General features: G+C 41.7%; 22 protein-coding genes. 15 read left to right on the top strand and 7 right to left on the bottom strand.

Annotated elements, in window-relative coordinates; all coding sequences use genetic code 11:
• A partial coding sequence (locus GKR48_RS10405; protein ID WP_154628034.1) for a nucleotide sugar dehydrogenase occupies window positions 1-1,166 on the top strand: 1,166 nt, incomplete at its 5' end.
• A 73-nt stretch (window positions 1,167-1,239) separates the two neighbouring features.
• Here the strand turns inward: GKR48_RS10405 and GKR48_RS10400 are convergent.
• The gene (locus GKR48_RS10400) at window positions 1,240-2,442 is read right to left on the bottom strand and encodes an ROK family protein (protein ID WP_154628033.1); all 1,203 of its coding nucleotides are present in this window, start codon (window positions 2,440-2,442) and stop codon (window positions 1,240-1,242) included.
• Between the two features lie 203 nt (window positions 2,443-2,645).
• Between GKR48_RS10400 and GKR48_RS10395 the strand changes: the two genes are divergently transcribed.
• From GKR48_RS10395 to GKR48_RS10385, 3 genes are all read left to right on the top strand, one after another.
• Window positions 2,646-3,464 carry a purine-nucleoside phosphorylase gene (locus GKR48_RS10395; protein WP_036950708.1) on the top strand — a complete coding sequence of 273 codons (819 nt, stop codon included), beginning with the start codon at window positions 2,646-2,648 and terminating at the stop codon, window positions 3,462-3,464.
• 117 nt (window positions 3,465-3,581) lie between these two features.
• Complete coding sequence (locus GKR48_RS10390) at window positions 3,582-4,838, top strand: nucleoside permease (RefSeq protein WP_154628032.1); 1,257 nt, start codon at window positions 3,582-3,584, stop codon at window positions 4,836-4,838.
• 326 nt (window positions 4,839-5,164) lie between these two features.
• Complete coding sequence (locus tag GKR48_RS10385) at window positions 5,165-5,809, top strand: Qnr family pentapeptide repeat protein (protein WP_154628031.1); 645 nt, start codon at window positions 5,165-5,167, stop codon at window positions 5,807-5,809.
• 139 nt (window positions 5,810-5,948) lie between these two features.
• Here GKR48_RS10385 and GKR48_RS10380 read toward each other — a convergent pair whose 3' ends face one another.
• On the bottom strand, window positions 5,949-6,812 hold the full coding sequence (locus GKR48_RS10380) for a YicC/YloC family endoribonuclease (RefSeq protein ID WP_154628030.1): 864 nt from the start codon (window positions 6,810-6,812) through the stop codon (window positions 5,949-5,951).
• A 123-nt stretch (window positions 6,813-6,935) separates the two neighbouring features.
• Here GKR48_RS10380 and rph point away from each other — a divergent pair, with 123 nt between their 5' ends.
• Complete coding sequence (gene rph, locus GKR48_RS10375; protein WP_036950714.1) at window positions 6,936-7,649, top strand: ribonuclease PH; 714 nt, start codon at window positions 6,936-6,938, stop codon at window positions 7,647-7,649.
• A 138-nt stretch (window positions 7,650-7,787) separates the two neighbouring features.
• Complete coding sequence (gene pyrE / locus GKR48_RS10370; RefSeq protein WP_154628029.1) at window positions 7,788-8,429, top strand: orotate phosphoribosyltransferase; 642 nt, start codon at window positions 7,788-7,790, stop codon at window positions 8,427-8,429.
• A 54-nt stretch (window positions 8,430-8,483) separates the two neighbouring features.
• On the opposite strand, the gene slmA is transcribed toward pyrE, so the two are convergent.
• From slmA to coaBC, 3 genes are all read right to left on the bottom strand, one after another.
• A complete protein-coding gene (gene slmA / locus GKR48_RS10365) occupies window positions 8,484-9,080 on the bottom strand; it encodes a nucleoid occlusion factor SlmA (protein ID WP_154628028.1) in 597 nt (198 codons plus the stop codon).
• A 219-nt stretch (window positions 9,081-9,299) separates the two neighbouring features.
• The gene (dut, locus tag GKR48_RS10360) at window positions 9,300-9,755 is read right to left on the bottom strand and encodes a dUTP diphosphatase (RefSeq protein ID WP_154628027.1); all 456 of its coding nucleotides are present in this window, start codon (window positions 9,753-9,755) and stop codon (window positions 9,300-9,302) included.
• Window positions 9,727-10,983: a bifunctional phosphopantothenoylcysteine decarboxylase/phosphopantothenate--cysteine ligase CoaBC gene (gene coaBC, locus GKR48_RS10355; protein WP_154628026.1), complete on the bottom strand. Its 1,257-nt coding sequence runs from the start codon at window positions 10,981-10,983 to the stop codon at window positions 9,727-9,729. Before coaBC ends, dut begins: the two co-directional genes overlap by 29 nt.
• 182 nt (window positions 10,984-11,165) lie before the next feature.
• Between coaBC and radC the strand changes: the two genes are divergently transcribed.
• The 7 genes from radC to GKR48_RS10315 all read left to right on the top strand — a co-directional run bounded on the left by radC (window position 11,166) and on the right by GKR48_RS10315 (window position 16,736).
• On the top strand, window positions 11,166-11,831 hold the full coding sequence (gene radC, locus GKR48_RS10350; RefSeq protein WP_154628025.1) for a RadC family protein: 666 nt from the start codon (window positions 11,166-11,168) through the stop codon (window positions 11,829-11,831).
• A 253-nt stretch (window positions 11,832-12,084) separates the two neighbouring features.
• On the top strand, window positions 12,085-12,321 hold the full coding sequence (rpmB, locus tag GKR48_RS10340; protein WP_004265123.1) for a 50S ribosomal protein L28: 237 nt from the start codon (window positions 12,085-12,087) through the stop codon (window positions 12,319-12,321).
• 11 nt (window positions 12,322-12,332) lie between these two features.
• Window positions 12,333-12,500, top strand: a complete 168-nt coding sequence (gene rpmG / locus GKR48_RS10335) for a 50S ribosomal protein L33 (RefSeq protein WP_004265124.1) — start codon at window positions 12,333-12,335, stop codon at window positions 12,498-12,500.
• Window positions 12,501-12,711: 211 nt separating this feature from the next.
• Window positions 12,712-13,776: a lipopolysaccharide core heptosyltransferase RfaQ gene (gene rfaQ / locus GKR48_RS10330; protein WP_336431145.1), complete on the top strand. Its 1,065-nt coding sequence runs from the start codon at window positions 12,712-12,714 to the stop codon at window positions 13,774-13,776.
• A 1-nt stretch (window position 13,777) separates the two neighbouring features.
• Complete coding sequence (locus GKR48_RS10325) at window positions 13,778-14,902, top strand: glycosyltransferase family 4 protein (protein WP_154628024.1); 1,125 nt, start codon at window positions 13,778-13,780, stop codon at window positions 14,900-14,902.
• Window positions 14,895-15,692, top strand: a complete 798-nt coding sequence (gene rfaP, locus GKR48_RS10320) for a lipopolysaccharide core heptose(I) kinase RfaP (RefSeq protein ID WP_154628023.1) — start codon at window positions 14,895-14,897, stop codon at window positions 15,690-15,692. Before GKR48_RS10325 ends, rfaP begins: the two co-directional genes overlap by 8 nt.
• A gap of 69 nt (window positions 15,693-15,761) precedes the next feature.
• Complete coding sequence (locus GKR48_RS10315; protein WP_154628022.1) at window positions 15,762-16,736, top strand: glycosyltransferase; 975 nt, start codon at window positions 15,762-15,764, stop codon at window positions 16,734-16,736.
• Window positions 16,737-16,780: 44 nt separating this feature from the next.
• On the opposite strand, the gene GKR48_RS18060 is transcribed toward GKR48_RS10315, so the two are convergent.
• Window positions 16,781-18,022, bottom strand: a complete 1,242-nt coding sequence (locus GKR48_RS18060; protein ID WP_154628021.1) for an O-antigen ligase family protein — start codon at window positions 18,020-18,022, stop codon at window positions 16,781-16,783.
• 383 nt (window positions 18,023-18,405) lie between these two features.
• On the opposite strand from GKR48_RS18060, the gene mutM reads away from it, so the two are divergent.
• Window positions 18,406-19,215: a bifunctional DNA-formamidopyrimidine glycosylase/DNA-(apurinic or apyrimidinic site) lyase gene (mutM, locus tag GKR48_RS10305; RefSeq protein WP_154628020.1), complete on the top strand. Its 810-nt coding sequence runs from the start codon at window positions 18,406-18,408 to the stop codon at window positions 19,213-19,215.
• A gap of 3 nt (window positions 19,216-19,218) precedes the next feature.
• Here the strand turns inward: mutM and coaD are convergent, their stop codons facing one another.
• Complete coding sequence (gene coaD, locus GKR48_RS10300) at window positions 19,219-19,704, bottom strand: pantetheine-phosphate adenylyltransferase (protein ID WP_154603309.1); 486 nt, start codon at window positions 19,702-19,704, stop codon at window positions 19,219-19,221.
• Window positions 19,705-19,918: 214 nt separating this feature from the next.
• Here coaD and waaA point away from each other — a divergent pair, with 214 nt between their 5' ends.
• Window positions 19,919-21,196: a lipid IV(A) 3-deoxy-D-manno-octulosonic acid transferase gene (gene waaA / locus GKR48_RS10295; protein ID WP_154628019.1), complete on the top strand. Its 1,278-nt coding sequence runs from the start codon at window positions 19,919-19,921 to the stop codon at window positions 21,194-21,196.
• Window positions 21,197-21,325: the final 129 nt, after the last annotated feature.

Raw genomic sequence — 21,325 nt, 5'->3', positions numbered from 1 at the left:
TGAAAATAGCAATCGCAGGTACCGGCTACGTCGGTCTATCTAACGCCATGTTACTGTCCCAACACCACGAAGTGGTGGCGGTCGATATCATCCCTGAAAAAGTGGCGATGCTTAACAATAAGCAATCCCCGATTATCGACACTGAAATCGAACAGTTTCTAACGGAAAAGCAACTCAATTTCCGTGCGACCGAAGATAAAGTCGAAGCCTATATGGGCGCACAATACGTGATTGTGGCGACCCCGACAGACTACGACCCAAAAACTAACTACTTCAACACCAATTCAGTGGAATCCGTTATTCATGATGTGAACAAACTGAACCCGGAAGCGACCATTATCGTCAAATCTACCATTCCAGTGGGCTTTACGGAGCGTCTGCGTGAAGAGTTTGGTTACACCAACGTGATTTTCTCCCCAGAATTCTTACGTGAAGGACGCGCGCTGTGGGATAACCTGTACCCGTCCCGTATCGTGGTGGGAGAACGTTCTGAACGTGCACAGATTTTCGCTGACTTACTGTTAGAAGGTGCGATTAAGAAAGATGTACCGGTGCTGTTCACTGACGGGACTGAAGCCGAAGCGGTTAAACTGTTCGCAAACACCTTCTTAGCGATGCGTGTCGCATACTTCAACGAATTAGATACTTACGCAGAAAGCCGTGGCTTAAATGCGCGTCAAATCATTGAAGGGGTTTCTTTAGACCCGCGTATCGGCAGCCACTACAATAACCCATCATTCGGTTATGGTGGCTACTGCTTACCGAAAGACACCAAGCAGTTACTGGCGAACTACGATGATGTGCCGAATAACCTGATTAACGCGATTGTCGAATCAAACCGCACCCGTAAAGACTTTATCTCGGATGCGATTATCGCTAAAGCACCACGTAAAGTCGGTGTGTATCGCTTAGTGATGAAAGCGGGCTCCGATAACTTCCGCGCCTCGGCAGTGCAGGGCGTGATGAAGCGTATCAAAGCCAAAGGCATTGAAGTGGTGGTTTACGAGCCAGTACTGAAAGAAGAGGAATTCTTCCGCTCGAAAGTCATCCGTGATTTAGAAACGTTCAAAGCAGAAAGCGACATTATTCTGGCAAACCGTATGGTGCCTGAGCTGGACGATGTGGCGGATAAAGTCTATACCCGTGACCTGTTTGGTAATGATTAAGATTAAAATAGTCACCGATGACTTATAATGAAAATGCCCCACAAGTTGGGGCATTTTTTATTTGTATCCATTGTCATTCAGAGAGATAGCTTTCTATCACCATTCCACCTGCACCTTGAGCGACGATTTCATAAGAATCATTCGCTGGGTAAATGCGCGGTTTGATATGCGGGAAAATCGAGAGTTTTTGCTCAATGGATTTTTTGGTCATCTCAAAGAAATGGTTTTTTGGCGTGAGTGTTCCCCCGCAAACCACCACATCGGCTTGGGTAATTAATACCGCGTTGGCAATCGCGATACCGTAGTAATACGCGGCTTCTTCTAAGGCTTTAAGACACACCTCATCATTCTGGGCAAGTGCCTGAAAAATCGTGTGATAGTTAATTTCATCTTCAGATTTGACGAGTTGGTTAATGACCGAGGGTTTACCAAGCCTTAAATGTTGAATCACGCGAGATTTAATGGCGTGTAATGAACTGTACTGTTTTAAACAGCCAAATGAGCCACATTCACAACGCTGACCATTGATATCGATAGTCGTGTGTCCAAAAGCTTGAGCGGTGCTTATTGGCGTTGGGGCATATTGGTTATTGATAATCGTCGAGCTGCGAATGTCGGTGTCACAAGTGGTGAGTAAGAATCGTTGGCTATCAGAGGCGTAGCGTAAACGGTACTCTGCAAAGGCCGCAAAGCTGATCCCACTTCCTAACAGAACAAAGCAGGGAACGCGCTGGGTAATGTACTGATATAGCGCTTGAATTCGTGCGTTGTAGTCAGAGTAAGGCACTTTATCACGCTCTAAAATATGGTCGATGGCAATGCCTATCCCTAGGATTTTCTGAGTATCTAGCTGATGTTCAGCAAGTAGGTCATCGACGTTATCCAATAGATGGTCGAGCATATTTTCGGCGGTTTCGAGGTGCTCATACTTGATTTTGACTTTACCAAGAATATCTAACTTCAGATTTTGCAGAACAATTGTTGAGTAGATATCACTCATCTCAATGCCAATTAAGTAACCATCAGCTGGGTTGACGCTGTACAAAATGGGTTTGCGTCCTCCCGTTGATTCCCCAAGTTCTGACGTGGAGAGTAACTGGCACTTACTCAGTTCATCGAGGAGTCTGGCACAGGTTGCGGGTTTCATATTCGCGAGGGAGGTTAGTGCCTCCGCCCGAATTGGCCCGTGATTGAGGATCAGCCGATACAGCGTTTTGAGTTTTTGAGTTTTGGAATTTTTGGATGTGCGAAATTCGTTCAATAAACGGTGTAACAATGGCTCCCCCTCCTGTTTTCGTTCGTGGTAGACCCGGCCATGTAGCTAATAGTTCAAGATTAACAGATTCACATGGTGAGTACTTTAACAGATGTCATGTTTATCAACATTTTCTCAAAATGAGATTAAGATCGCTGTTAGATTTTCTAATTACGTTATTATCCCAATCATCTTCTTTATTTGATTTGATTGCGGAGCGTATTATGCACAACACCAAAGATATCTTAGAAAGCCTGAGTTTTATCCAATCTCGTACGGATATGAAACCCACTGTTGGGATCATTTTAGGGTCTGGATTAGGTCCATTTGCCGATACGTTAGAAAATGCGGTGCATATTCCTTATAGCGAAGTGCCACATTTTGCGAAGTCTGAAGCAGTAGGTCACGCGAACGAGTTAGTGATCGGGACGATTGCAGGCAAAACGGTGGTGGCGATGAAAGGTCGTTTCCACTATTACGAAGGTTTTTCTCTGGATCAAGTGACATTTCCTGTGCGTTTAATGAAAGCGCTGGGTGTGGAAAAATTGATCATTACAAACGCCTGTGGAGCGGTGAATACTGACTTTAACCCTGGCGACCTGATGGTCATCACTGACCATATTAACCTGACAGCGAATAACCCATTAATGGGACCAAATAATCCAGAATTGGGTGTACGTTTCCTTGATGTCAGCGAAGTGTACAACAAAGAGCTGCGCCAAACGATTTTGGATGTCGCGAAGGAGCAAGGCGTGTCTCTGCGCCAAGGCGTGTATGCATGGTGGACAGGCCCAACCTATGAAACGCCGGCCGAAATTCGCATGATCAGAACTCTTGGCGCTGATGCGGTAGGAATGTCTACTGTACCTGAAGCGCTGGTGGCTCACCATTCTCAGATTAAAACTGTGGGTATTTCCTGCCTGACCAACATGGCGTGCGGCATTTTAGAACAGCCTTTAAGCCATGATGAAGTGATTGAGACCGCTGAAAAAGTGAAGGCGACCTTCTTAAAATTAGTGACTGGTGTCATCGAGCGCTTCTAACGTCAAGTTACTTAATCTCAAATTAATAGAAAGACAGTGCGGGAGCGGTTTTCCTTTAGGACGTTATCGTCAAGCTGAGAATGTCACCCGCCAAACTTACTTCAAACGGAGCCTAGTATGAATATTAAGTCTCGTTTAAAGGTCATGCTTTTTCTGCAATATTTTGTTTGGGGAAGTTGGCTGGTGACATTAGGTGCCTACATGATGAAAACCTTGGATTTCTCAGGGGCTGAAGTCGGTATGGTGTACAGCTCGAAAGGGATTGCCGCTATTTTGATGCCCGGATTAATCGGCATCATTGCGGATAAATATATTCCTGCAAACCGCCTGTATATGCTTTGCCATATTATTTGTGCGGGTTCATTGTTTTACGCTGCGACGGTGGCGGATCCTTCAGTGATGTTCTGGGCAATGTTAATTAATGCGATGGCATTTATGCCGACTATTGCCTTGTCGAACACCATTAGCTACTCATCGCTAAGTCAGTATCAGCTAGACTCTGTTGCTAATTTCCCGCCAATTCGTGTATTTGGTACCGTAGGATTTATTGCGGCGATGTGGAGCATTAGCTTACTGAAATTTGAGTTGAGCAGTATGCAACTGTATGTGGCGGGAAGTTGTTCGTTGCTGCTCGCGATGTATTCCCTGACATTACCTAAAATGGCAGTGAATAAGCAGGCTATCACCACCAGTTGGATGAGCAAGCTTGGATTAGATGCATTAGTGTTATTCAAAAAGCCGATTATGGCGGTATTTTTCCTGTTTGCGATGCTGCTGGGCGCGGTTCTGCAAATTACCAATACGTTTGGTAGCCCGTTCTTGCATGATTTTGCGCGTAACCCGCTGTATCAAGACAGTTTGATTGTTCAGTATCCATCGATTTTGCTGTCAGTTTCCCAAATGGCCGAAGTGGCATTTATTCTTGCTATTCCATTCTTTTTAAAGCGTTATGGCATTAAAACCGTGATGCTGCTCAGTATGTTGGCATGGACATTACGATTTGGTTTCTTTGCATTTGGTGACCCATCGACTATCGGTTTGATGTTCTTAATTATGTCGATGATTGTGTATGGCTGTGCGTTTGATTTCTTTAATATTTCCGGTTCTATTTTTATTGAGCAGGAAGTGGATCACCGTATGCGTGCCAGTGCTCAAGGGTTGTTTATGACCATGGTGAATGGTGTGGGTGCCTATTTTGGCGCGATATTGAGTGGATTGGTCGTTGACTACTTTAGTGTGGATGGCGTGAAGGATTGGCAGTCAATTTGGCTAGTGTTCTCGTCCTACACCGTAATATTGGCCGTGATTTTCTACTTCTCTTTCCATTATAAGCATCAACGTGAGAAACCGTTGCTGGTCGCTAAAGCGAACTAACTGTTGAGTTTGATTGAATAAAAAAAGCCAGCGAATATGCTGGCTTTAAATTGTTCTAAAAAGTGATAAATCTATTCATTGATCCAGTGACTCAAATGTACGTAGTGACTGGATTCAGAGGGACCCCATTGGGGACAGATTCAATTGACGCGCCCAATAAATTGATCAAATAACGCTCACCTCGAGACCCTTGTAAGGGTTCCCTTTGTTACTGCTTTTGTGCTAATACTGTTAGCCATCGACCTGATGATTGCAGGATTTGATATAGACAATATCACCTGAAATCAGCAGAACATTGCAGCTCAATCTTTTTTGAATGGTTTATTATGTTATTAAATGACGAGAAAATAGGGAAAAATAAGCTTAAAGGGGCGAGCATCAAAGATGCAGTGTTTTCAAACTGTGATTTTTCAGGCGCTGATTTGACGGATACAGAGTTTCTCAATTGTAGGTTCTATGATAGAGATACTCAAAAAGCATGCCGTTTTAACCGTTCAATTTTAAAAGATGCCAGCTTTAAAAATTGTGATTTATCCATGGTAGATTTTAGGCATTCACAGGCTCTTGGATTAGAAATCCGAGAGTGTCTTGCTCAAGGGGCTGACTTTCGCGGTGCCAGTTTTATGAATTTGATTACGGCGAAAACATGGTTTTGCTCTGCATATATTACAAAATCGAATCTGAGTTATGCGAATTTTTCCGGGGTTATCCTAGAGAAATGTGAGCTGTGGGAGAATCGCTGGCACGAAACAACGGTTATAGGATCAGTTTTTAGGAATTCAGATCTTTCAGGTGGAGAATTTTCTTCATTTAATTGGAGTGATGCAGATTTTACGGGTTGTGATTTAACGAATTCACAGCTTGGGGCTTTAGATATTAGACGAGTGGATTTTAGTGGCGTTAAGTTAAACGAAGACCAAATCTTTCATTTAATCGATAGCCTCGGCATTATTGTTGTGGGTAACAGTTAATGTAGCTTTATCTCTGTGATGCACCTTAACGGCACACGCTGGCAATGCGTTATTGTGCTTCACTCTGCTATGTATGAATAGTAAAAAGCCAGCGAATTCGGTGAATAAGCTGGCTTGAAGTTACTCTGAAAAGTGAATTTTATTCGATATTTTGAATCTGCTCGCGCATTTGCTCGATCAGCACTTTAAGTTCAACAGCAGAGTTAGTCACTTCACTATTAATAGACTTAGAAGCAAGGGTGTTTGATTCGCGGTTAAACTCTTGCATCATAAAATCGAGGCGACGGCCGCTGGCTTCTTTCTTCTTCAGAATATTACGTGTCTCTTTGACGTGCGCTTCCAGTCGGTCTAACTCTTCGGCGACATCAACGCGCTGAGCCAGTAAAATCAGCTCTTGCTCTAAACGATTACTGTCTACTTGGATTTGTGCATCGTCTAGCTTGCTTTGTAGACGGTCACGCTGCCATTGTAGGATTTCAGGCATATGTTGGCGAACTTTGGCAACTTCAACCAAAACACCATCCAGACGTTGCTCGATAAGGCTATGCAGCGCTGCACCTTCTGCTTCACGGCTTTGGATAAAGGCATCGATGGTTTCATCTAAGCCAGCCATTAACTGTTCACTAATCGCGTCTAAATCTTGTTCACCAGCGGACATCACACCCGGCCAGCGTAAGATTTCTAACGGATTAATTTCACCTTCGTGGCTGTAATTTTTTACCCAGTTCGCTGCGCTAATCAGCTGGCGAGCTAAATCTTCATTGAGCAGTAACTCACCACGGTGAGCACCATCTAAGTCAAAACGTAGGTTACATTCGACTTTACCACGGGTTAGACTGGAACGAAGGCGTTCACGGATAACTGGCTCTAAGCTGCGAAATTGCTCGGGTAAACGGATATAGGTTTCTAAATAACGCTGGTTTACGGAACGCAGCTCCCAAGCCGCATTCCCCCATTCACCCTTGATATCACGGCGGGCAAAAGCAGTCATACTACGGATCATAATTCGTTCCTATCATTCATTAAGATAACAGGATTATAGCGCTATGACGGATGACAGGATAGGCATTATCCGATTAACAACGTATAATACGTGCCAATTTGAGTTGATAACGGAGATAACACCATGCGCCCAGCAGGTAGATTAGCAGACCAAATGCGTCCAATAAAAATTACGCGTAATTATACAAAGCACGCAGAAGGCTCTGTTCTTATTGAGTTTGGCGACACTAAGGTGTTATGTAACGCGACCGTTGAAGAGGGTGTTCCTCGTTTCTTAAAAGGTCAGGGACAAGGTTGGGTAACCGCAGAATATGGTATGTTACCTCGCGCTACAAACTCCCGTAACCAACGTGAAGCAGCAAAAGGGAAACAAACTGGTCGTACTATGGAAATTCAACGACTGATCGCCCGTTCATTACGTGCAGCGGTTGACTTGAAAAAATTGGGCGAGCATACCATTACGCTGGATTGCGATGTTATCCAAGCGGATGGCGGTACACGTACTGCGGCAATTTCCGGCGCTTGCGTTGCATTGGTTGATGCACTGAACAACATGGTTGCTCAAGGTAAATTAGCAAAAAGTCCTCTGAAATCTATGGTTGCTGCAGTGTCTGTGGGTATCGTTAATCAAGAAGCGCTGTGTGATCTTGAGTATGTTGAAGATTCTGCGGCAGAAACGGATATGAACGTCGTGATGATGGATGATGGTCGCATGATTGAGGTACAAGGTACCGCAGAAGGCGAACCATTCAGCCATGAAGAGCTTTTAGCTCTTCTAGCATTAGCGAAAACGGGGCTAGACACCATTTTCGAAGCTCAGCGAGAAGCGCTGAAATAGATTTATTATTAAATAGGCGGCTGAAAAGTCGCCTTTTTTATGCCCGCAGTTTATTGATTAAGTTGTTTACTGATGAAGATAAACCGCAAAAGTCGTTTCAAAAAAAAGACCAATACTAATTAATGAGGAGAATGACCAATGAAAGCCTATCAGCGCGATTTTATTGAACTTGCCATGAAAAAACAGGTACTGAAATTTGGTGAGTTTACGCTGAAATCAGGTCGTAAGAGTCCCTATTTCTTTAATGCGGGGCTGTTTAATACAGGGCGTGATTTGGCTCTTGTCGGTCGTTTTTATGCACAAGCATTAAAAGAAAGTGCCATTGAGTGTGATGTGATTTTTGGTCCAGCCTATAAAGGCATTCCGATTGCAACCACAACCGCAGTGGCGTTAGCAGAACATCACGATATCGATATGCCATATTGCTTTAATCGTAAAGAAGCGAAAGACCACGGGGAAGGCGGCACATTAGTGGGTAGTCCACTGAAAGGTCGTGTGGTGGTCGTTGATGATGTGATTACGGCAGGTACGGCAATTCGTGAGTCGATGGAGATCATTAAACAGCAAGAAGCAACATTGAGCGGCGTGTTGCTGTGTTTAGATCGTCAAGAAAAAGGGAAAGGGGAAATTTCTGCGGTGCAGGAAGTGGAACGTGATTATGGCTGTAAAGTGTATTCGATCATCACAATGAGTGACTTAATTACGTATTTAGCGGAAAAAGAAGATATGCAACAGCATCTTGCTGCAATGAAAGCGTATCGTGACCAGTACGGAATTTAATTGAAAAAAAGCCCTCGCCCAATAATGGGCGGGGTGAGTAGTATAAATAAGCGGTTATTGTAACTGAGCCAAAATTAAAGGCCAGCGAGCTTCAAATTCTACCGTTGGACGGTAACGAAACTCAGAACGTACGAAACGGGACAGCATACCTTCACAGAAGGCTAATAGTTGAGAAGCTAATAGTGATTCGTCATGGATAAAACCTTGTCCATCACGGATTTTTTTCTCTTTTAATACTTGTCGCAGCTGTGATTCGATACGTTCGAATAATTGGTTAATGCGCCCTTGCAGTCTATCTTGCTCGAACATTAGCGCATGACCGGTCATTATACGCGTTAATCCAGGGTTTTTCTCAGAGAAACCTAAAATTAGCGCTAAAACCAGTTTAATCCGGACAAGTGTATCTTTTTCGTCCGCTAAAATCAGGTTGATGCGGGAAACAAGTGAATCTTCAATAAATTCAATTAAGCTGTCGAACATCTTCATTTTGCTTGGAAAATGACGATATAGCGCAGCTTCTGAAACACCGACTGTTGCAGCGAGTTTTGCCGTTGTAATACGCTGGCTGCCATCGCTACTTTCTAACATTAACGCAAGAGCCTGTAAAATCTCATCACGTCTGTTACGTTTTTGTATTGTATTCTCTGCCATGTCTGATAAGACCCCTGCTAAAACAGCAAGACAAACTATCCAAAATTTCGCTCTGAGTAAAGTCACACTCAGAATAAAACAGATTTAAAATATGTAGAGATTATAACCAAATCTAAGCCATTCACGAGGTGAAGAAATACCGTACTGATTGTTTTTATTCATAAATATAGGCGCTTGTAGGACGCCTATATTTGGTATTTCAACGTGAATAGGTTCGACTTATTGGCGACCAGAATGACCGAAACCGCCTTCACCACGCTCTGTCGCGTCAAAGTCATCCACAATATTGAATTGCGCCTGAACAACAGGAACAAATACCATTTGTGCCATACGCTCACCCGGTTCAACGGTGAATGCTTTATCGCCACGGTTCCATACAGACACCATCAGTTGGCCTTGGTAGTCAGAGTCGATTAAACCGACTAAGTTACCCAGTACAACGCCATGCTTATGACCTAAACCTGAACGTGGCAGGATCACTGCGGCAAGTTGCTCGTCTGCAATATGGATAGCTAGACCCGTTGGGATCAATTCAGTTTGACCCGGTGCTAAATCGATAGGTGCATCAAGACATGCACGTAAATCTAAACCCGCAGAGCCAGTGGTCGCGTAAGTTGGCAGTGGAAACTCGTTCCCAATACGGGCATCAAGAATTTTCAGATCGATTTTTTTCATAACGTTGGAGTATCTCGTCAAGTAAATGGTGGCTTAATTCAATTTTACTACTGTGTGGTAATCGAACATCGCCGTGGGCATCAAATAGATGTAGTGCATTGTTATCACTATTAAAACCATTATCCGCTAAGGAAACGTCATTCGCACAAATTAAATCAAGTTGCTTTTGTTGGCGCTTTTGTCGTGCATATTCTTCGACATTTTGGGTCTCTGCCGCGAAACCGACTACATAAGGGCGATTTTGCGCCAGTTTTCCTACACTTGCCACAATGTCAGGATTTTGTACAAGGGTAATGGAAACTTCATCCCCTTGTTTCTTAATTTTATTTTCAGCGACGGTTTTAGCTCGGTAATCTGCAACCGCAGCACAGCCGATAAAAATATCTTGCTCAGTAATAGACTGGTGTACTTGTTCGTACATCTCAAGGGCGCTCGTCACGTTAATGCGGTCTACACCATTCGGTGTTGCCAGATTAACAGGGCCAGCAATGAGAGTGACATTCGCTCCACGTTCACTGGCGGCTTGCGCGATGGCAAAACCCATTTTTCCAGAACTGTGATTACTGATAAAGCGTACGGGGTCTAAATCTTCACGGGTTGGGCCTGCCGTAACCATGATTGAAATCCCGTCTAGATCTGAACGGGATTGCTGACCTAAACATGATTGAAAATGCTGGCTAGCTAATTTCACAATCGATAATGAGTCAATCATGCGCCCAGGACCCACATCACCACATGCTTGACTGCCTTCATCAGGGCCCCAAATCATACACTGGCGTTGTTGCAGTCTGATTAAATTATCCTGTGTTGCTGCTGCGCGATACATTTGTTGATTCATCGCAGGCACGACGGCAATAGGCGCCGCAGATGCAAGACAAACCGTCGTGAGTAAATCATTCGCCATGCCAGCGCTTAATCGTGCGATTAAATCGGCAGTGGCAGGCGCTAAAATAATTATATCAGCCCATTTTGCCAATTCAATGTGACCCATTGCGGCCTCAGCGGCAGGGTCTAGCAAATCATCAGCGACCGGATAACCGGAAACGGCTTGCAACGTGAGAGGTGTAATGAACGCTTTTGCCGCAGGTGTCATGACAACACGTACAGATGCCCCTTCATCACGCAGTCGGCGAGTGAGTTCAGGAATTTTATAAGCGGCTATTCCACCACTGATACCAAGAACAATTCGCTTACCTAATAATGAGTTAACTGAAGTTTGTTGAGTCATGGTCTCTGTCCGATTTGGTCAACATGGGGGGCATCTTACCATATCAATGAGCTTGGTGAGAGAGCCGATTTTGTATCCCGATGCTATTTTTGCGAAGCGCTACGCAAAGGACAGCTTAGACGATTGGCGTTTGCGGATTCGTTAGCTAAAAAGAGGGCAACGACGCGAAAGGAGGTTGGTCGATGCATGAATACACGGAGCTTTTACCGCGAGAAAAAATGCTCGCATACGGCGCTGCTTCATTATCAGATATAGAGCTATTAGCCATTTTCTTACGTACAGGAACACGGGGTGAATCTGTTTTACAACTTGCTGAACGGTTACTTTATGAGTTTGGTTCACTCTATTTATTAGTGCAAGCCGACTATAAGAAGTTAATTGAATGCAAAGGTGTGGGAAATTGTAAATTGACGCAATTGCAAGCTGCAAGTGAGCTGGCGAAGCGCTGCTTCTCTATGCAAGTGTTGAGCCCTGATATTGTAAATGACCCTAACGCATTGAAATATAAGTTAATTGAACTATTCTCAGGGCAGGAGCGTGAGGTGTTTATAGTGCTATTTCTCAATAACCAACACCAGGTTATTTGCCATGAAGAAATGTTTAAAGGGACGATCAATCGTGTTGAAGTGCATCCGCGAGAAATTCTTCGGTTTGCAATGAGAATGAATGCGAGTGCGATAGTGCTTGCCCATAATCACCCATCAGGAAACCCTGAGCCAAGTATGGCAGATAAGTATGTGACTGAGAAAATTCAGAGTGCTTGTGACATGATGGGGATTAAATTACTTGATCATTTTGTGGTTGGACACAAATCTTGTACCTCATTTGCTGAGCGCGGATGGCTGTAAAATCATTTTTTTGACTAAAAAATGACAACTTTTGCTGTGTTGGGCTTGAGTGAAAACGATTGAAAGCGTATACTACGCCACCTTTAAGGATCTCGGGTTTGACGAGAAGAGCCTATCTCAGTAAATTTTTTTGCTAAGATAAAGATATTTTGTTGATCACTTAAAAGTTTGCTGAGATGGGCTCCTAAGCCTGACGAGGCAGTCAAGCCCAGAACAAAAAAGCTCGAGCTGATTAGATTTTTGGAGAATAGACATGTCACGAGTCTGCCAAGTTACCGGCAAGCGTCCAATGAGCGGTAACAACCGTTCACACGCATTAAACGCGACCAAACGTCGTTTTTTGCCAAACCTGCACTCTCACCGTTTCTGGGTTGAGTCTGAGAAACGTTTCGTAACACTGCGTGTATCTGCTAAAGGTATGCGTGTTATCGATAAAAAGGGTATTGATGCTGTTCTTGCTGAACTGCGTACCCGCGGTGAGAAGTACTAAGGAGCTAAAAAATGGCTAAAGGTATTCGCGAGAAAATCAAGCTGGTTTCTTCTGAAGGTACAGGTCACTTCTATACCACTACGAAGAACAAGCGCACAATGCCAGAAAAACTGGAACTGAAAAAATTCGATCCAGTTGTTCGTAAGCATGTGATCTACAAAGAAGCAAAAATCAAATAATTTTGCTTTCTGCGTACGAAGAACCCAGCTTAGGCTGGGTTTTTTTATGTCAAAAATTAGCCATAAAGTGGCTATCCACTGGGATATTGATTAAAAACTATAACCATTAATCTGAACGTAGTAACATATTCAGTATTCATGGAATTAATAACGCATTTTATTGTCAAATATCCATATCAATTTATCTACTAGACCTGATTAAGAGCTCCTGGTGAAAAAACAGTATAAAAAAATTCTTGTAATCAAGATGCGGTTTCATGGTGACATGCTACTGACGACGCCTGTTATCAGCTCATTAAAGCAAAATTATCCTGATGCCCAGATTGATGTTTTACTTTATCAGGACACCATTCCCATTTTGTCGGAAAACCAAGAGATCCATACACTATATGGTATGAAAGGCAAGAAAAGTGGTGGTTTGAGCAAAGCCTGCAACTTTTTAAGTCTGCTGTTTAAATTACGTCGTAATCAATATGATTTGGTCGTTAATCTTGCTGACCAATGGATGGTTTCGTTACTCGTTCGCTCCATTCCCGCAGAAACTAAGATTTCGCACGATTTCGGTCATCGTGATTCGAAATTTTGGCGAAATAGCTTTACGCATCTCACTCCCCCTGAAGGCGAACATGTTGTTTTAAACAATCTTTCTGTATTAAAGCCGTTAGGGATCCAAGAATTCAAAACAGACCTAACCATGTCTTATGCGGAAGATGATTGGAAAAAAATTGATCAAAGACTGTTAGATCTTGGTGTTCACAGTAGCTATGTCGTGATCCAGCCAACCGCCCGACAAATTTTTAAATGTTGGGATAATGAAAAGTTCTCAGCCGTCATTGATGCATTGCAGTCTCGTGGCTATCAAGTGGTATTAACATCGGGCCCCAGCAAAGAAGACTTAGCGTGTGTGAATGAAATTGCGGAGAATTGCCAAACTAAGCCAACGACTGAGCTTGCAGGAAAAACATCCTTCCCTGAACTAGGTGCATTAATTGCACATGCCGCGCTGTTTATTGGCGTCGATTCTGCACCGATGCATATTGCTGCCGCGGTTAAAACTCCCATCGTGTGCCTATTTGGCGCCACAAACCATATTTTCTGGCGTCCATGGAGCGATAATGTGGTGAAATTCTGGGCAGGAGATTATGAAAATATGCCACCTAGAGATGAACTAGACCGCAATAAAAAATATCTCTCCGTGATCCCTGCGAGTGATGTGATTGAAGCTACGGAGCAAATGCTACCGATGAATATGCGCTCAATGATGGGAAGGTACTAAGATGGTGTTGGCATTTTGTCTGTATAAATATTTTCCCTTTGGTGGGTTACAACGCGACTTTTTACGTATCGCGACGGCTTGCCAAGCGCGTGGACACCATATTCGTGTTTATACCCAGTCATGGAAAGGTGAACGCCCAGAACAGTTTGAAATTATCATTGTTCCTACCAGTTCAGGCACTAACCATGGACGAAATGCCCAATATTGTGAATGGGTAATGGCACATCTGAAGCAATATCCTGCGGATAGAATTGTTGGCTTTAATAAAATGCCAGAGCTCGATGTTTATTTTGCGGCGGATGTTTGTTATGCGCAAAAAGTGGCTGAAGAAAAAGGTTTTTTCTATAAGCTGACTCCGCGCTATAAACATTATGCTGCTTTTGAAAAAGCGGTCTTCCAGAAAGGAAAGGCAACGCAGCTAATGATGCTTACCCCCCATCAAATTGCTCATTTTGAAAAGCATTATGGAACTGAAAGTGGCCGTTTTCACATGCTGCCACCGGGTATAGCCGTTGACCGAAAATATGACCAACAGATTGCAGATGCTAAGCGTATTTATCGAGAAAAGAATCAAATTCCCGAATCTGCATTTTTGCTGCTTCAAGTTGGGTCCGATTTTAAACGTAAGGGAGTTGATAGAACGCTCAAAGCGATGGCGGCACTGCCTGAAAGTATCAGGATTAACACATTATTAATGGTGGTAGGGCAAGACAAACCCGCTAAATATCAAAAACTCGCAGAAACGTTGGGGATTGCTAAACAGGTTTCATTTTTTAGCGGGCGCAATGATATTGCGGAGCTAATGGCCGCTGCGGATATTTTGATGCATCCGGCTTACCAAGAAGCGGCTGGAATTGTCCTGCTTGAAGCGATTGTTGCGGGACTGCCGATTATCGTCACTGAAGTGTGTGGTTATGCGTCGTTTATCGACAAAGCCCAATGTGGCGTGGTGGTCAATGAGCCGTTTGAACAGACGGTTTTAAATCAGGCTTTATGCGATAGTCTGCAAGATACACAAAAACGAGCTCAGTGGGTAAACAATGCTAAATACTATGCGGATACAGAAGATCTGTATAGTTTACCGGAAAAAGCGGCCGATATTATTTTAGGATGCTCTAATGGTTGAGTTAAAAGCGCCTTTTAACGAATTGTGGAAAGATAAAGACCCATTTGTTGAAACAGATAAATTGGATGGTGAAGTTTTTCGTGCATTAGAAACGCGCAGAACACTGCGTTTTCAGCTCGATGATAAAAGCTATTTTATTAAGATTCACTACGGTACGACGCTAAAAGAGGTTTTGAAGAATTTATTTTCATTCCGTTTACCTGTTTTAGGTGCTGACCGGGAATGGAATGCCATTCATCGATTGACCGAAGCGGGTGTTGATACCATGAACGGACGTGCTTTCGGGCAAAAAGGGTGGAACCCACTTCGACGTCATTCATTTATTATCACTGAAGATTTAACTCCTACGGTAAGTTTAGAAGATTACTGCGCTAATTGGACCACTCAACCGCCTAAATTCAAAACTAAGCAAATGTTGATCCGGCGAGTTGCCGAGATGGTACGTAAGATGCATCGCATCGGTATTAACCATCGCGACTGTTATATTTGCCATTTCTTACTGCATCTACCGTTCACGGAAAATCTGCAAGATTTAAAAATCTCAGTCATCGATTTGCATCGCGCACAGCTACGGTCATCAGTTCCTACCCGCTGGCGAAATAAGGACTTAATTGGTTTATACTTTTCATCATTAGAAATCGGTTTAACTCAACGAGATATTTTCCGATTTATGAAGGTTTATTTTGAAATGCCGCTGCGTGAGATTTTGAAGAAAGAGCAACGATTAATGCGAATCTCTGAGCAAAGAGCAGAAAAAATTCGCCAAAGAAGTTTAAAATATCGTTTATAAAAGATACTCAATATTAGCATCATAGACAGTTATTCAAACATTGTGATTGATTAGGTAAAAGGTAACGACATGATAAACAATGATATGATTAAATCATTGATAAAAATAAACGATAATCAAAGCAGTGAAGATAGTTATTTTCACATTGGCTATGGTGTTGATGAGAAGTTTTTATACGGTGTCGGTACGTCAATTGCATCGGTTCTTCTCAATAATCAAGAAACAAATTTTCATTTTCACCTTTTTGTCGATAATTTGCCTGATGAAAAACTATTTCGTGGATTAGTCGAAAATACACCACATAAGTTAACTATCTACTTTATTGATAACGAAAAATTTAAGCAGCTGCCGCTTCCATCTAAAGCGTGGAGCCATGCAATCTATTTTAGATTGCTCATTATTTCATATCTTTCGGATACCATTGATAACCTGTTATATCTCGATGCTGACATCATTTGTAAAGGCAATATGGCGGAGTTAAAGACTTTACAATTTGATGAGAATACTTTTGTTTATGCAGTGCAAGATAAATTCTGTAGTGAAAAACAGCAGTTATCGATCGATATGAGCAAGTATTTTAACTCAGGTTTTTTATATATGTCTCTCAAGTATCTGGCTGAGAACGATATTCCAAACAAGGTTATTGAGTTAGTTGAAAAAAATGATTTCTCACACCCGGACCAAGATGCACTAAACGTATTGCTCAACGATAAGCTCATCAATATTAGTGAAAACTATAACTATATGTTTTCTCTTGATTGGTATATTACGAGCAAGGGGCATCTGGCTAAGATCCCAGACAGCGTAGTTTTTATTCATTTTGTGGGGTTAACCAAGCCTTTCCATGAGTGGGCAAATTTTTATGAAGAGTATGATTATTTAGAACGTGCTCGTAAAAACTCACCATGGAAGAATATACCGTTATTAAAACCGGAAGGTTATAAGCAGCTATCTCGTAAGAAATCGCATCTCAGAAGAAATGGTAAATATCTTCAGTTTATTGTGACGACAATTCAATACTTAATGAAAAAAGCCTCTCATTAAGTATTACATCAAAAAGGCCATCAGTATTGATGGCCTTTTTTGTGTCATTTTTTCACCAAAACGTTATTTATCAAGATCGCAGTAAGTATGTTGTACAAAATAAAGATATCTAAGAAGATAAATTCAAATAGACAATAGACTAAAAAATAGCCTATGGATGATACCAGTAAACCAATATTAAGAATATTTTTTTCTATTCGAATACTTCTTATAAGATCTCTCATATTAATAAAGAATGTAATGATAAATAGAATTAATCCAATTAAGCCAATATTATAAAGTATATTAAGAAAGAAAGGCTCATCATTGTTATAGAAACTTTCATTTCTATTTTTCGAGAATCCCATACCACCTTTAAATTGAGGGGCATCGTTGTCTTTCAAAAACTGGTCATAAGCGACAGAGCCATAACCAATACCAACAAGTCGGTTTTGTAGTGTTTGAGTAAAAATAGGAAGGCGTGAAAGGACAATCTTGTCTCTTGTAGAGGTGATATTTTGTGCAGATACGGTTTTGTCTATCTTAGCTTTAACCTGTGGCATTGTAAAATAAGATGCCACAATAATTGTTAGGCCTAGTGTGGCGAAACTAATAAAACTTAATATAAATTTTTTATAGTTTTTTGAAAGTAAAAATAAAATAATAATAGATTCAATAACAACAGAAAGAAATCCACCACGGCTACCTGTGTAGAGCAAAAATAAAAATGCCATAACAGAGAGGAATAACATTGCAACTTTTAATACTTTTTTCTTAAAAAGGAATATTGCGCTAAAGGTAAAAGGAAAAAGTAGTGTCATATAGTGAGCAAACCCATATCTCAGTTGAAGATACATTGGCATGTCACTACCTTTTATAATTTTTAAAACAGGTGTAATAAAAAGAATAAAGACTAAGGTAGAAATCAGGGCATATGTAATGACTTTCTGGGATTTACTTTGTTTACTCTGAAATACAATCAAAAATAACGTAATAACAATAATATAACGCCAATCATCAAATATAGCTTTGAGAGCATCTGTAGTAAAGCCGGAATATGTAAAGAAGGCTGCACAAAATAAGCACCAAGCTAAAAAAACGAACAAAAATTTTCGACCTTTAATGAGTCGACTTAGCCCACTAAGTACGTTGATTTTTTTTGCAATTGCAATATATACAGTAAATACAAAAAGCAATGCAGTTGATATGTTTAAAACTCCTTGGGTGTCATTTGTGAACATGCCAAGAGTCATGATAAAGAGTAGTAAAAAGGGCAGTTGGTTTATGACATTACGTATGTTATTCACAAAAATTCCTACATCGTGATCATTAGTATAGTACGGTTGAAGTGTTCAGATTATGAGTAGTCTTAGAGCAAAAATATCTGAATGAGAAATTCACAACATATTGATATTATTAGTGAAAACAGATAAGTCTAATTTGATATTTGTCTGCTAATCATTATTGCTTGTCAGAGCTACCATCTGAGTTTTTTAATTACGTCAGTCTGTTTGTGTGAATGCCTTTAAGTGTAAACACCTGGATGATGAAAAATTAATTATTTATCAATATATTGAGTTGTATTCACACTTATTAGATTACATTTATTTATGTTATAACAATAATTATCCATGTTATAGGGGTAATATGTGATTATTAACCAAGTTTTTCGCCAAATTGAGAGTGAACCATGCCAGAATTGCCCGAAGTTGAAACCAGTCGCCGAGGTATTGAGCCACATTTAGTCGGAAATACAATTAGTTATGCCATTGTGCGTAATGAACGGCTACGCTGGCCAGTAAGTGAACAAATCATGCGTTTATCTGATGAAACCGTGATAAGTGTTCAACGCCGGGCAAAATATCTGCTTATTGAACTGCGAAAAGGATGGATTATTGTCCATTTAGGAATGTCTGGCAGTGTGCGAATTTTGACGGAAGAGTTACCAGAAGGGAAACATGACCATGTAGACCTTATCTTGCGTGATGGTAAAGTACTACGCTACACCGACCCTCGACGCTTTGGCGCATGGCTTTGGTGCGATGATTTAGCGTCCAGCTCCGTTCTTGCTCATTTAGGCCCGGAACCTCTCTGTGATGAATTCAATCCTAAATATCTCTTTGATTTAGCAACTAAACGTAAGGTTGCGGTCAAACCTTGGTTGATGGACAACAAAATCGTTGTTGGGGTAGGGAATATCTATGCGAATGAAGCACTTTTTGCATCAAGGATCTCCCCAGAAAAGCTAACTAACACCCTGACACTTGATGAGATTACCGAACTCGTCACACAGATTAAAAAAGTGCTTCAACGTTCAATAGAACAAGGTGGAACGACTCTTAAGGATTTTTTACAGTCAGATGGAAAACCGGGTTACTTTGCTCAAGAGCTGTTTGTGTATGGAAAAAAAGGCGAGCCGTGCTCAGTGTGCGGAACCCCGATTGAAAGCATTAAACAAGGACAGAGGACAACCTTTTATTGCCCTCAATGTCAGAAGTAATTACTAGATTTTGTTGAGTTTTTTCAACATAGCATCCGCAACAACAGGCGGTAAAAACGACGAAATATCTCCATCATGAAGCGCGACATCCTTAATTAATGAGGATGAAACGAAAGATAAGCTTTGTGATGGAAGTAAAAATACCGTTTCTAGCTCGGGAACAAAATGGCGGTTCATATTAGCCAGCTGCCATTCATATTCAAAATCTGCCACTGAACGTACGCCACGAATTAAAATATTTGCATTATTTTTCTGTGCAAAATTCGCCATTAACTCAGAAAAACCAACCACTTCAACATTTCCTAAGTGAGCGGTAACTTGTTTTGCTAGCTCAACACGCTCTTCCAGATTAAACATAGGGCTTTTGCGTTGACTGTTTGCGATAGCGAGTAATACGTGGTCAAACATCGCAGCAGCACGAGTGACGATATCGACGTGTCCAGAGGTAATCGGGTCAAAGGTTCCCGGATAAATAGCTTTATGGGTCATGATATTGCTATCTCTTTGTTTATTATTGCTTATCCTAATATATCGATAGGAATAAGTGACGGTGAAATCCACATTAACGGCAATTGCGCTCTCTTGCAACAATCACTGATAGGTATGCATTTATTTTAAGTCTCATTTTAGGCACAGATTCTACACACTTTCAGTAATGGTTTATGGTAAGATACCGCCAATTTTGGTAAGTGAATCAGATCGAATGTTATTGCGTGTATATCAGATACTTCTTTATCTCATCCAGCCATTAATTTGGATACGCTTATTATTGCGTAGCCGTAAAGCCCCTGCGTATCGCAAACGCTGGGGGGAACGCTATGGTTTTTGTAGTGGAAAAGTTGTTCCTAAAGGCATTTTATTACACTCAGTTTCTGTGGGCGAAACCCTTGCAGCGGTACCGTTAGTTCGTGCGCTGCGCCATCACTACCCATCACTCCCTATCACGGTGACAACTATGACCCCAACAGGGTCAGAACGTGTTCAGTCGGCATTTGGTGACGATATTAGTCATGTTTATCTCCCTTATGATTTACCCGGCTCCATGAGCCGTTTCCTTAATCAAGTTGATCCTAAACTGGTGATTATTATGGAAACGGAACTCTGGCCAAATATGATCAACCAGCTGCATAAGCGTAATATTCCATTAGTTATTGCGAATGCTCGGTTATCTGAACGCTCCGCTGCGGGTTATCAAAAGCTCGGTAGTTTTGTGAAGCGTATGCTACAGAATGTCACGATGGTGGCTGCTCAGCATCAAGAAGATGGTGAACGTTTTATTCAATTAGGGTTAAGACGTAAGCAGTTAGAAGTGACGGGGAGCTTAAAATTTGATATTTCCGTTACCCCTGAACTGGCCGTTAAAGCGATTACGTTACGTAGGCAGTGGGCCGCACATCGTCCAGTATGGATTGCGACAAGTACCCACGAAGGTGAAGAAGCCATTGTTTTGCAAACTCACCAACAGTTGTTGAAAAAATTTCCTAATTTATTACTTATTTTAGTCCCAAGGCATCCTGAACGTTTTGCAAAAGCAGAAGAACTGACACAAAAAGCAGGGCTAAGCTTTATTCGTCGTAGTAGCGGCGTTATCCCATCTCTAGAAACCCAAGTGGTTATTGGCGATACGATGGGAGAGTTGATGTTGCTGTACGGAATTGCAGATATTGCTTTCGTTGGCGGGAGCTTAGTTGAAACGGGCGGTCATAATCCACTTGAAGCAGCTGCGCATGCATTGCCTGTTTTGATGGGGCCGCATACCTTTAATTTTAAAGATATTTGCGCGAAGTTAACCCAAGCCGATGGGTTGATCACTGTGACAGATAGCGAATCGTTGGCTCAAGCCGTTACGAGTTTACTGTCTGATGAAGATTATCGGCTGTATTATGGTCGTCATGCAGCGGAAGTATTGCATGAAAACCAAGGCGCATTACAGCGTTTACTTAAGTTATTGCAACCTTATTTACCTCCAAGAGAACAGTAATATTCAGCAAAAATATTGATAACTTGAATATTACTACAATGAGTAATGACAATTTCTCTCATTTCTGATTATTTTGTTTAAACTATAGTAAACTACCCAGTCACGTTTTTGCATACTCAGCCGAGTGAG

The sequence above is a fragment of the Providencia sp. wls1943 genome (genome assembly GCF_009706275.1).
Classification (GTDB): Bacteria; Pseudomonadota; Gammaproteobacteria; order Enterobacterales; family Enterobacteriaceae; genus Providencia; species Providencia zhijiangensis.
This window is presented reverse-complemented; position numbering and strand designations above follow the sequence as displayed.

Bases quoted from the DNA above. Each gene is read 5' to 3' on its own strand.
- GKR48_RS10395 (WP_036950708.1), top strand. From the start codon at position 2,646: ATGCACAACACCAAAGATATCTTAGAAAGCCTGAGTTTTATCCAATCT.
- GKR48_RS10390 (WP_154628032.1), top strand. From the start codon at position 3,582: ATGAATATTAAGTCTCGTTTAAAGGTCATGCTTTTTCTGCAATATTTT.
- GKR48_RS10385 (WP_154628031.1), top strand. From the start codon at position 5,165: ATGTTATTAAATGACGAGAAAATAGGGAAAAATAAGCTTAAAGGGGCG.
- GKR48_RS10380 (WP_154628030.1), bottom strand. From the start codon at position 6,812: ATGATCCGTAGTATGACTGCTTTTGCCCGCCGTGATATCAAGGGTGAA.
- rph (WP_036950714.1), top strand. From the start codon at position 6,936: ATGCGCCCAGCAGGTAGATTAGCAGACCAAATGCGTCCAATAAAAATT.
- pyrE (WP_154628029.1), top strand. From the start codon at position 7,788: ATGAAAGCCTATCAGCGCGATTTTATTGAACTTGCCATGAAAAAACAG.
- slmA (WP_154628028.1), bottom strand. From the start codon at position 9,080: ATGGCAGAGAATACAATACAAAAACGTAACAGACGTGATGAGATTTTA.
- dut (WP_154628027.1), bottom strand. From the start codon at position 9,755: ATGAAAAAAATCGATCTGAAAATTCTTGATGCCCGTATTGGGAACGAG.
- coaBC (WP_154628026.1), bottom strand. From the start codon at position 10,983: ATGACTCAACAAACTTCAGTTAACTCATTATTAGGTAAGCGAATTGTT.
- radC (WP_154628025.1), top strand. From the start codon at position 11,166: ATGCATGAATACACGGAGCTTTTACCGCGAGAAAAAATGCTCGCATAC.
- rpmB (WP_004265123.1), top strand. From the start codon at position 12,085: ATGTCACGAGTCTGCCAAGTTACCGGCAAGCGTCCAATGAGCGGTAAC.
- rpmG (WP_004265124.1), top strand. From the start codon at position 12,333: ATGGCTAAAGGTATTCGCGAGAAAATCAAGCTGGTTTCTTCTGAAGGT.
- GKR48_RS10325 (WP_154628024.1), top strand. From the start codon at position 13,778: ATGGTGTTGGCATTTTGTCTGTATAAATATTTTCCCTTTGGTGGGTTA.
- rfaP (WP_154628023.1), top strand. From the start codon at position 14,895: ATGGTTGAGTTAAAAGCGCCTTTTAACGAATTGTGGAAAGATAAAGAC.
- GKR48_RS10315 (WP_154628022.1), top strand. From the start codon at position 15,762: ATGATAAACAATGATATGATTAAATCATTGATAAAAATAAACGATAAT.
- mutM (WP_154628020.1), top strand. From the start codon at position 18,406: ATGCCAGAATTGCCCGAAGTTGAAACCAGTCGCCGAGGTATTGAGCCA.
- coaD (WP_154603309.1), bottom strand. From the start codon at position 19,704: ATGACCCATAAAGCTATTTATCCGGGAACCTTTGACCCGATTACCTCT.
- waaA (WP_154628019.1), top strand. From the start codon at position 19,919: ATGTTATTGCGTGTATATCAGATACTTCTTTATCTCATCCAGCCATTA.